The following is a 9,896-nucleotide window of genomic DNA, read 5'->3' on the forward strand; positions in this document are numbered from 1 at the left end:
CACGTGCTTCGGTCCGCGCAGCTGGGCGCCGGTGATGTGCGGCGCGGGCATGTCCGGATCGAGGCGCAGGTTCGGCATCAGGTCGAGGATGGCGTTCACGGCCACCTGCAGCTCGGTCTTGGCGATGAACTGGCCGATGCACATGTGCGGACCGAAGCCGAAGCCGAACGAAGGTTTCGGCTTGCGGTCGATATCGAATTCCTCGCTGTTCTCGAACGCGTCCTCATCGCGGTTGGCGGAGCTCACGATGCACTGGACCATCGCCCCCTTGGGAATGGCCATGCCGGCCAGTTCCAGGTCCTGCGCGGCCTGGCGCACCTTGAAGGTGGCCACCGGCTCGAAGCGGATTGCCTCGTCGATCGCCTTCGGGATCAGGCTGCGGTCCTGGCGCACACGTTCGAGCAGCGCCGGGCGCTCGAGGAGCAGCGTCATCAGGGTGCCGAAGGTACGGGTGGTGGTTTCCGCCGCGGCCGGCAGCAGCGAGCGCACGAAAGTCGTCACTTCGTGGTCGTCGAATTTGCGGCCGTCGCTTTCGGCGCGGATCAGTCGGCTGATCAGGTCGTCGCTCGTGGCGCCGCTCCTGCGCACCTCCACCACCGCTTCATGGGTCGCGTCGTAGAGGGACTTCGCCGCCTCCATGGCCGCTTTTCGCGCGAGCGCCGCCTTCTCGGCGTCGACCTGGGGACCGGCGAGGATGGCCAGCGCCCAGGCCGCGTACTGCTTGATCTTTTCCGGTTCGCTGCCGGGGAATCCGATCAGCGCATAGATCAGGCGGATCGGGAAGTACAGACCGAATTCCATTAGGTCGGCCTTCTTCTTCGGCACCAGCTCGGCCAGGAACTCCTTGCGCAGGATAGGATCCATTTTCGAATCGCGCCAGCTGTTGACCACTTCCGGCATGAAGATCGGCTGCAGCAATGCGCGTGCTTTCTTGTGCGCGTCGCCATCCATGCCGGTCAGGATCAGGCCATCGAAGAAGGAACCCAGGCCTTCGGCGATGAAGCCGCTGGTGTAGTTGGTGGCGTCGCGCAGCACCGCCATGGTTTCCTTGTACTTGAACACTGTAAACGTCGGCCGCTTCGCATCGAGGCCGGCGATATTCGGCACGCCGAGCTTGCCCATGAAGTTCTCGGCGATGATCGGCGAGTTCCGGCGCATGTCGCGGTAGATCGCGTGCAGGTCGACATCCCCGCCACGGTAGTTGTCGGCCACGCCCGAATAGGCGCTCTCGAGACTCACTTCTTTCACACTGCTCATGCTGTCATCCTCCGGTTGTTTGGTCCTGGCGGTGCGCGGACCATTAGTTGAACACTTTTGCAGATAGTGCTCTATTTCCAGAGGATTGCCAAGCAATTCGCATTCGGCGAGCTGCGCTACGGGATCATCAGGCCGCCGTCCACGGCGAGGGTCTGGCCGGTGATGAAGCGCGCGCCGTCGCTCATCATGAAGACGACGAAGGGCGTCATGTCGCGGTCCGGATCACCCAGCCTGCCGCCGAGCGGGATCAGTCCGGCCATCATCGCGTCGTGGGCCGCCAGCGCCTGCGCGTCCATGCGTGCTCGGTGCGCTTCGTACATCGGTGTCCACATCCCCGGCGCAGCGGCATTCACGCTGATGCCGTGGCGGCCCCACTCCTTGGCCACGGTCCGGGTCCAGCCCAGCACCGCCGCCTTGGCGGCGGAATAATGGGCGCAGCCGGGCAGCCCCATGACCCCCGCGGCCGAGCCGAAGTTGAGGATGCGCCCGCCGCGCTCGCGCAGATAGGGGAAGGCCGCCTGGTTGGTATTCATGGTGCCGCGCGCGTTGACGTCGAACATCAGGTCCCAGTCGGCGTCGAGGATGGACTCGGCCGGCGCAGCACGTTCGATGCCGGCGATGTTCACCAGCCCATCGAGACCGCCCAGCCAGGCCGCAGCGGCGTCGAAGGCGGCATCGACCTCGCCGCGCAGGCGCACGTCGCAGTGAAAATAGCGCGCGGCGCCCGGGCCGGCCGCGTTCGCACGGCTTGCCTGCTCTTCGCCTGCTGCGTCGTTGACGTCCAGCGCCGCGACCTGCGCGCCCGCCGCCGCCAGGCCGCGCAAGACGCTTGCGCCGATGCCCCCGGCCGCGCCGGTGACGATCAGCCGTTTGCCCTTTAGTTCCATGTCCCCTCCTTCAGTTGGTCGAATTGAGTCGAACGCATCCTTCATCCGCGCTGCGGTCCGATACGCAGTCCCTGCACGCTGGCGGCCCCCAGCGCGGCCGCCATCAGCCAGAACAGGACCGGGGCGCCGACCGCGCTACCGAGCACCCCGAACATGAGCGGCATGGCCGCCATCGATGCGTGGATCGCCATCGAACGCAGCGCCAGGGCTTCGCCATGACGCTCGGACGGCGTCAGGTCGTGCAGCGTCGCCATGATCGCGGGCTGCACCATGCCCAGCGCGATGCCGAGCACGGCGGCGCAGGCCGCCATCGCCCAGGCACTGCGCAGCAGCGGATAGGCGCCGAATACCGCGCAGGTGAGCAGCAGCGCCGCCGTCAGCAGCGTACGGCGCACGAGGCGTCCGGCCAGCAGCGGCATGAGCAGGCGCACCGACATCGACGCGACCGCATACGCGGCCAGGATTCCGCCTAGCGCGGAGGCGCTCAGGCCGCGCTCGACGCCCAGCAGCGGCAGCGCGAAGCCGTGCACGTCCCAGCTGAGCGACACCAGCCAGCTGACGAACAGCAGGCGGCGCAAGGGCGCGAGCCGCAGCAAGCCGAATGCCGACGCTTTCCGCGCCGCCTGCCCCGCGGCCACGCGCGGCGGCTCGACCGGCACCGCCTGTGCGGCCAGCAAGGTGGCCGCCGGCAGCAGGGCGAGCACCAGGAAGGCGGCCGAAAAGCCGGCATGGTCGATCAGCAAGCCGGCCAGCACCGGGCCGAACAGGCCGGCGATCGCAGGCGCGAGCGCGATCCAGCTGAAGACGCGCAAACGCTCGGTGTCGCCGCCGGCAAGGCGGCTGGCGCTGCGCTGGATGGCGATCATCCCGAAGCCCGACCCCGCGCCGCTGAGCGCCGCGGCCGCGCACAGCGTGAACAGGTTCTGCGTCGCCGCCGCCAGCAGCGTCCCGGCAAGCGCGCAGCCGGCGGCCAGGCGCACCGGCAGGTGGTAGCCGCGCCGGTCGGCCAGGCGCCCGGCCGGCAGCGCCAGCAAGGCGGGGAATACGGCGAACATCGTCATCACCAGGCCCACCGACCAGGCCGAACGGCCCAGGGCCAGCACGTTCAGGGGGGCCGCCAGCCGCACGCCCTGGGCGCAGGCATGCAGGCCGACCTGGCACGCCAGCATGGCGGCCAGCGCCGCGTGCGGCCTGCGCACGAGCGTTGCCGCGCTAGGCATGCGCGCTTTCGATGGCGGCCAGCGCCTGTTCGAACAGGCGCAGGGCCGACGCATGGTGGACGGCGCCTGTGTCCGGGTTGCCATGGCCGGCGCAGGAGCGTGCATAGCTTGCCTCGAGCATGATCCCGAGCTTGAAGCGTGCCAGCGCCAGATACCAGTCGAAGGCAGCGAGGTCGCGCCGGCTGCCCGCGCGATAGCGCTCGACAAGTTCCGTGGTGGACGCGAGCCCCTGCGCGGGCTCGATGCGGATGGTTCCTGCGCCGCGGCCGTCGGCATCGGGCCAGGTCGCCACCAGCCAGCCCAGGTCGATCAACGGATCGCCGATCGTGGCCAGCTCCCAGTCGATGATCGCGGCGAGTTGCGGACGCGCGCGCTGGAACATCACGTTGCCCAGATGGTAGTCGCCGTGCAGGATCCCGGGCGTGAAGGCGGCAGGCATGTGCGCCTCGAGCCAGTCGGCCACACGGGCCAGGCCCGGCAGCGCTTGCGGCCCCGGCCAGGAGGCGTGGCGGCCGCAGTCGTCGAGGTGGCGCATCCAGCGCGGCACCTGGCGCGCGAGAAAACCCTTGGGTTTGCCGAAATCGGCCAGGCCGGCCTGGCTCGGGTCGATCTCTCCGAGCCGCAACAGTCCGTCGACCATTGCGAATCCCATCTCGCGGCGCCAGCCGGCGTCGGCGGAATAAGGAGCGGGCAGCCGCTCCGGTGTCGCCGTGAAGCCGTCCACCGGCGCCATCAGGTAGAACGGAACACCCAGCACGCCGGGGTCGTCGCAGGCAGCGATCAATGCCGCATGCGGTACGGCGCTGCCGGCCAGCGCGCGCAGCAGGCGCGCCTCGCGCAGGAAAGCCTTGCCGCCGTCGGCGAGCGCACCGGGGCGGGGACAGCGCAGCACCCAGGCCTCGCCGCCGTCGCGTTCGAAGCGCAGCAGCATGTTCTGGGTGCCGCCGGTGAGCGGGGTGACGGCGTGCAGCGCTCCCGCGCCGATGCCCTGCGCATCCATCCACGTGCGCACGGCATCGAGGTCGATAAAGGTGTCAAAGCCCGCCCCGCTCATTCCGGCACCATGCGGAATTTTTCGGCCGCGGCGGCGGCGGCCGTCGGCCGGTGGTAGGCCGGGAACAGCTCCGCGCAGGCCTCGTACTCGCGCAGCAGCTGGCGCGCCACGGTCACCTTGTGGACTTCGGTCGGTCCGTCCGCCAGGCCCATCTGGTAGGCACGGACGATCAGCCCGACGAAAGGCATCTCGGTCGAGACGCCGATCGAGCCGTGCACCTGCAGCGCGCTCGATGCGATATCGTGCAGCACCTTCGGCATCGTCGCCTTTACCGCGGCGATATCCTTTCGGACTTTCTGGTAATCGTGGAATTTGTCGATGCGCCAGGCGGTGCGCATGACGAGCAGCCGGAACTGTTCGAGCTGGATCCAGGCATCCGCGATCTTCTCCTGCACCATCTGCTTGTCGGACAGCAGCGAGCCCTGGGTGGTGCGCGACAGCGCCCGCTCGCACAGGGCGTCGAGCGCCTTCTGCGCCTGGCCGATCACACGCATCGCATGGTGCACGCGCCCGCCTCCGAGGCGGACCTGGGCGATGGCGAAGGCCTCGCCCGGCGCACCGAGCATGTACTCGGCGCCGACGTGCACGCCGTCGAACTCCAGGTAGGCGTGGGTTGCCTCCGGATCGTCCGCCACGCCGACGTTGCGGATGATGCGGATGCCGGGCGTATTGGCCGGAACGACGAACATGCTCATGCCCTGGTAGGTCGAGGCCGCGGGATCGGTGATCGCCATGACGATGAAGAAGTCCGCATAGCGCGCATTCGATGCAAACCATTTCTGGCCGCTGATCACCCAGCCCTCGCCCTCGCGCACGGCTTGCGTGGTGAAGACTTTCGGATCGGCGCCGCCCTGCGGCTCGGTCATCGCGAAGCAGGAGACGACCTCGTTCGCCAGCAGGGGCGCGAGGAAGCGCTCCTGCTGGAAGGGCGTGCCGTAGGCGGCGAGGATTTCGCAGTTGCCCGAATCGGGCGCGTGGGCGCCGAACACGATGGGCGCGAACAGCGCGCGGCCGAGGATTTCGTTCATCAGCCCCAGCTTGACCTGTCCGTAGCCGGCGCCGCCGAGCTCCGGTCCCAGGTGACAGGCCCAGAGCCGGCGTTCCCTGACCCGCCGCTGCAGCGGACGCACCAATTGCGCAAAGCGCGGGTCGTGGATATTCCACGGGCTGCCCAGCACGTACTCGAGCGGCTCGACCTCCTCGCGCACGAACGCTTCCATCCAGTCGAGCTCCGCCTGGAATGCGGGCTCGGTTTCAAAATCCCATGCCATGTCGGTCTCCGGGTTACAGGTTCATGCGAGCAGCAGGCCGCCGTCGACGAGCAGCGTCTGGCCCAGCACGTAGGCGGCGAGCGGCGAAGCGAGGAAGAGCGCGGCGCCCGCCATGTCGTCCGGCGTGCCGAGCCGGCCGAGCGGTATTTTCCTCAGCGAGGCGGCCAGCCGCTCGGGGTGGTCGGTGGTGACCCGGGTCAGCTTGGTGGCGACCAGGCCGGGCGCGATGCCATTCACCCGGATGCCGTCGCCGGCCCAGGCTTCGCCAAGCGTGCGGGTCAGGCCGTAGGCGCCGGTCTTGGAGGCGTTGTAGGCCGGCGTGCCGACCGTCGAGTGGAATGCCGCCGCCGAACTGACGATGATCATCGATCCCCTGGCGCGCCCCAGCATGTCGTGGAAGCGGTCGCCGCAGGCCATCAGGCTGACCAGGTTGACATTGACGACCTCGCGAAAGGCCGGCACCTTGAATTCTTCGCGCCGGTAACGCACGATGCCCTGGGCGCACACCAGCACGTCGAGGCGTTCGAACGGCACCTCGACCGCAGCCACCGCGGCCGCGTCGCCGACATCGAGCCTGGCGTAATGCAGGCCCTCGAGATTCGACTCGCGCGCGTCGGCGTAGTCGGCGGCGCCGGAGCGCGTACCCCATACGTGCACCTCGGCGCCACGGAGGCGAAAGGCCTGAGCGATGCCGTTGCCGATGCCGCTGGAGCCGCCAACCACGAGCACGGTCTTGCCGGAAAAATCGAGTTCGTTCATGAGTGTGTCCCTGGTGCGTTCGTCAAAACGGTCAGTCCCTGTGCTTCCAGGGCGGCGATTTGTTCGGGGCCGAGCCCGAGCCGCTCCCATACCTCGCGGCTGTGCTCACCGAGCGCCGGCGGAGCCCGGTCCAGCCGCAATGGCAAGTCGCCGAAGTCCCAATACGCGCCGACTTGTTCGAGGTCGCCATACACGGCATGGCGGTAGCGGGCGTGGAGTCCGGCCGCGGCGTGGTCCTGGTCGTCGTGGAAGGCCTCGCCCTGCGCTTCGAGCACCGGCTCGGCGGCGACGCCCGCGGCGCGCAAGGCGGCCAGTGCGGCTGCGCGCGGCTGGCCGGCGAACCATGCTTCGCACGCCAGCCGCGTGCTTCCGGCCAGGCGGGCGAAGGATTCCGTCTCGCGCGCCCCGAGGGCGGCGACGGCAAGCCAGGCATCGCGGCAGCGATAGATACGGTGGCAGGAAGAGAGCCCGGTCTGGGCCTGGTCGAGCTGCGCGACCGGTGTAGTGGCGCCGTCGGGCAACATCACGCTTTCCGCGACGGTGAGCAGGGTGGCGCCGAGCAGCGAGGCGCAGACGGCCTGCCCTTGCCCGGTCTCCTGGCGGCGGTAGTGGGCAAGCAGCACGGCGAAGACGGAGGACAGTGCCGCCAAGTAGTCGCCCACGCCGAAGCGCAGCCACATCGGCGGATTGCCCTGGCCGCCGCATTCGGCTTCCCAGCCGCAGGCCGCCTGCATCAGCTGGTCGAAGCCCGGCCAGTCCTTCTGCTCGCCCTTCGGGCCATACGAACTGATGTGGCAATAGACCAAACCCGGGTTGAGCACCTGCAGCGCCGCGTAATCGATCCCGAGCTTGCGCGCGGCCGGTAGCCGGATGTTGTGATGGACGACGTCGGCCCAGCCTACCAGCGCCTCGAGGGCAGCTCGTGCACCGGGCTCGCCCAGCTTGAGCGCGACCCCCAGCTTGCCGCGCTGGGTGCCTGCGAAGATGCGTTCCAGTCTGCGCATGGCGTCGCCCGCCGGCGGCTCGACCTTGATCACCTCCGCCCCCAGGTCGGCCAGCAGCATCGTGGCGAAGGGGCCCGCCAGGTAGGCGCCGAGATCGAGCACTTTCATGCCTGCCAGCGGCGCCAGCGGCGCGCCCGATGCCTTCGGCGCCACCGCTTTCGGCTCGGGCCGGGGAGGAAGGTGCGGCGGCGCGCGCTCCGGCGCGGCCAGCGCGCCGCGCACTCTCGGCGGCGGGTCGCTCAGGTAGGCCGGCCCCGGCTGCCGCACCCTGCCGCGCACACGGTCATCGACTTCGACCACATAGCCGTTCGCGCGTGCCTGTTCGCTGGCATAGATTGCGCCGAAGGGCGCTGCGACCTGCGCTGCAACGTCGTTCTGCCAGAAGTGCTCCACCCAGTCGCGTGCCGGACGGGTGGCCATGATGGCCTTGTTGGCGCCGAAGTTCGGGGCCACGTGGCTAGGCGGGTATTTCGCGTTTTCCGCGGCGACGGCATCCGGTCCCATCGCGGCCAGCGCCTGGGCCATCCACGGCGCCTTGTCGGGAGAATAATGGACGTGTACCCACTCCCCGTCGGCGCACCGGTGCAGCGGGATCGGCGTGCTCTTCGACAGGCCTTTCGCGAACACGGGGGTTGGTGTTTGCGCCCGAGACCAGTGCATACTCATCGGCGCGAGCGCCGCTTGCGCCAGGCTCGTATGCGCGATGCCGCCGCGCCCGTCCCGGCGGCGCGCAACCAGGCGCGCCATCACGCCGATCGCGCACAGCCACGCCGCCAGCCAGCCGGCAAAGGGCATGCGCACGAATACGGGGCCCGGACGGTGGCCGGGCTGCTCGTCGAGCAGGCCGAGGCGCGCCAGCACCAGCGTCTCGCGCGCCGGCGCATCGGCCAGCCGATGCCGGCGCGGCCAGCCGCCGATCGCCGACACCACCAGGCTCGGATACGTCGCCGCGAGGCGCGCGTCGTCCAGTCCGCATTCGGCTGCCTGGGCCGGCGTCAGGTCATGCAGCAGCACGTCCGCACCCGCGATCAGCCCCACCAGCGCCACCCGTCCGTCCGCCGTATCCGGGTCGAGCGCGACCCGCCGCTTGCCGCGGTTGAGCACCGAGAACAGCACCGACCCGGGATAGTCGGCCATGCCCGGCGTCTCGATGCGAATGACTTCGGCCCCCGCTTCGGAGAGCTGCAGCCCCGCCGCCGGCCCGGCGATCCCGCCGGCGAATTCGATGACGCGGATGTTCGCGAGAATGGCCGCATCCATTATCGATCCCCTGCATAGGCCTGCTGCACATAGGTCATGCGTCCGCCCGCCAGCATCAGGGCGCAGAACATGTTCAGCTCGACGATTTCGGGCGTGCTGAAGTGAAGTTTGAGCGTATCGAACAAGGCGTCGCCGATGGACATGTAGTCGGAAGCGAACAGCATCGCGTACTGCAGCGCCGCCTGCTCCGCCGGACTGAAACGGGGATCGTCGTGCGCCAGGCAGGCGATGTCTTCCTCGCTGACGGAATCTTCCTTGCGTGCGAGCTGGCAGGCTTTGCAACTGGTGATGGAGGCGATCTTCAGGCGCACCAGTTCCTTGAGCCGCCCCGGCAGCACGCCGCGCAGGTGCATCGCTTCGAGTGCGCCGAGCCAGGCTTCGGCCACTTCCGGGCGGTGCGCCCAGACCTGGACCGGCACTGGCGAACTGAGCATCCGGCTGGCCCGCCCGCGCTCGAGCGTAGCGGCGAGCGCGGCCGGGAACGCGGCCAGGGGAACCAGCGGCAGCCGCGTCATGCCAGTCTCCAGCCATGGCACGCTTCGAATCCGGTCATCATGTCTCCTGCGCCGCTGTCGCTTCGAACGATCTGGCGCGGCCATGGTTTTATTGAACAGAAATGCTATTTATGTTCAATATATACATGTTTTGTAAAAATGTCGACCGCTTGCGCTATTTCCTCATGCGGGCCCGACGAAGTAGCGCACCAGCAGTGCTCCGTCCTCGTCGAAGCGGTACAGCTCGATGGTTTCGATCGTGCGATCCGTCCCCTTGACCCGGTTCCGGTTGTGGCATGCCGCTTCGTTGCCGTTGACGATGGCCGCCACCTCCTCGATCGCGATTGCCGCATTCTGCCGCTCCCACATCGCCGCCAGCACCGGCCATCCGTCGGAAGCCGGCCGTCCGACGTATTCGATCGCCAAGCCGCCAGGAGCCGCATCGCGGTAGGCTGCGAGGAAGCCGTCCTTGTCGCCCGCGTTCCAGCATGCCACCTGGGCGTGGAGGAAGCGTCGAATGCTGTTTGCGTCCGTGCTCATTCGGCTTCTCCCAACCCGGTTGTGGCGCCGCGCACCCCGCGCGCGCTGCCGTTGCGGCGGTCGGTCTCGCCCCAGCCCAGCGAACGGTCCGGTTCGCGGGTGTCGCCCACGCGGCGCCAACGCCCTTCCTGCTGGGCGGTGATCGGGAAG

The 9,896-nt window shown here is 68.9% G+C and carries 8 protein-coding genes; all 8 read right to left on the minus strand.

Translation table 11 applies throughout. The features are described from left to right. On the minus strand, positions 1 to 1,257 hold a 1,257-nt coding region (locus ACFPOU_RS00025; RefSeq protein ID WP_379715257.1), incomplete at its 3' end, for a cytochrome P450. 116 nt (positions 1,258 to 1,373) lie between these two features. Further along, complete coding sequence (locus tag ACFPOU_RS00030) at positions 1,374 to 2,144, minus strand: SDR family NAD(P)-dependent oxidoreductase (protein WP_379715261.1); 771 nt, start codon at positions 2,142 to 2,144, stop codon at positions 1,374 to 1,376. A 41-nt stretch (positions 2,145 to 2,185) separates the two neighbouring features. Further along, positions 2,186 to 3,364 (minus strand): MFS transporter, encoded by a 1,179-nt coding sequence (locus ACFPOU_RS00035; protein WP_379715264.1) that lies wholly within the window; start codon positions 3,362 to 3,364, stop codon positions 2,186 to 2,188. Beyond that, on the minus strand, positions 3,357 to 4,418 hold the full coding sequence (locus ACFPOU_RS00040; protein WP_379715267.1) for a phosphotransferase family protein: 1,062 nt from the start codon (positions 4,416 to 4,418) through the stop codon (positions 3,357 to 3,359). The genes ACFPOU_RS00035 and ACFPOU_RS00040 overlap by 8 nt, the downstream gene beginning before the upstream one ends. Beyond that, on the minus strand, positions 4,415 to 5,689 hold the full coding sequence (locus ACFPOU_RS00045) for an acyl-CoA dehydrogenase family protein (RefSeq protein WP_379715270.1): 1,275 nt from the start codon (positions 5,687 to 5,689) through the stop codon (positions 4,415 to 4,417). Before ACFPOU_RS00045 ends, ACFPOU_RS00040 begins: the two co-directional genes overlap by 4 nt. A 21-nt stretch (positions 5,690 to 5,710) precedes the next feature. Next, a complete protein-coding gene (locus ACFPOU_RS00050; RefSeq protein WP_379715273.1) occupies positions 5,711 to 6,448 on the minus strand; it encodes an SDR family NAD(P)-dependent oxidoreductase in 738 nt (245 codons plus the stop codon). Continuing rightward, positions 6,445 to 8,712 carry a CoA transferase gene (locus ACFPOU_RS00055; protein WP_379715276.1) on the minus strand — a complete coding sequence of 756 codons (2,268 nt, stop codon included), beginning with the start codon at positions 8,710 to 8,712 and terminating at the stop codon, positions 6,445 to 6,447. The genes ACFPOU_RS00050 and ACFPOU_RS00055 overlap by 4 nt, the downstream gene beginning before the upstream one ends. Continuing rightward, positions 8,712 to 9,227 (minus strand): carboxymuconolactone decarboxylase family protein, encoded by a 516-nt coding sequence (locus ACFPOU_RS00060; RefSeq protein ID WP_379715279.1) that lies wholly within the window; start codon positions 9,225 to 9,227, stop codon positions 8,712 to 8,714. Before ACFPOU_RS00060 ends, ACFPOU_RS00055 begins: the two co-directional genes overlap by 1 nt. Positions 9,228 to 9,896 lie beyond the last annotated feature (669 nt).

This window comes from Massilia jejuensis (assembly GCF_042656795.1).
Classification (GTDB): domain Bacteria; phylum Pseudomonadota; class Gammaproteobacteria; order Burkholderiales; family Burkholderiaceae_D; genus Telluria; species Telluria jejuensis.

What these genes read in the sequence shown, in the direction of transcription:
- ACFPOU_RS00035 (WP_379715264.1), bottom strand. Translation starts at nt 3,364, where the DNA reads ATGCCTAGCGCGGCAACGCTCGTGCGCAGGCCGCACGCGGCGCTGGCC.
- ACFPOU_RS00050 (WP_379715273.1), bottom strand. Translation starts at nt 6,448, where the DNA reads ATGAACGAACTCGATTTTTCCGGCAAGACCGTGCTCGTGGTTGGCGGC.
- ACFPOU_RS00055 (WP_379715276.1), bottom strand. Translation starts at nt 8,712, where the DNA reads ATGGATGCGGCCATTCTCGCGAACATCCGCGTCATCGAATTCGCCGGC.
- ACFPOU_RS00030 (WP_379715261.1), bottom strand. Translation starts at nt 2,144, where the DNA reads ATGGAACTAAAGGGCAAACGGCTGATCGTCACCGGCGCGGCCGGGGGC.
- ACFPOU_RS00040 (WP_379715267.1), bottom strand. Translation starts at nt 4,418, where the DNA reads ATGAGCGGGGCGGGCTTTGACACCTTTATCGACCTCGATGCCGTGCGC.
- ACFPOU_RS00060 (WP_379715279.1), bottom strand. Translation starts at nt 9,227, where the DNA reads ATGACGCGGCTGCCGCTGGTTCCCCTGGCCGCGTTCCCGGCCGCGCTC.
- ACFPOU_RS00045 (WP_379715270.1), bottom strand. Translation starts at nt 5,689, where the DNA reads ATGGCATGGGATTTTGAAACCGAGCCCGCATTCCAGGCGGAGCTCGAC.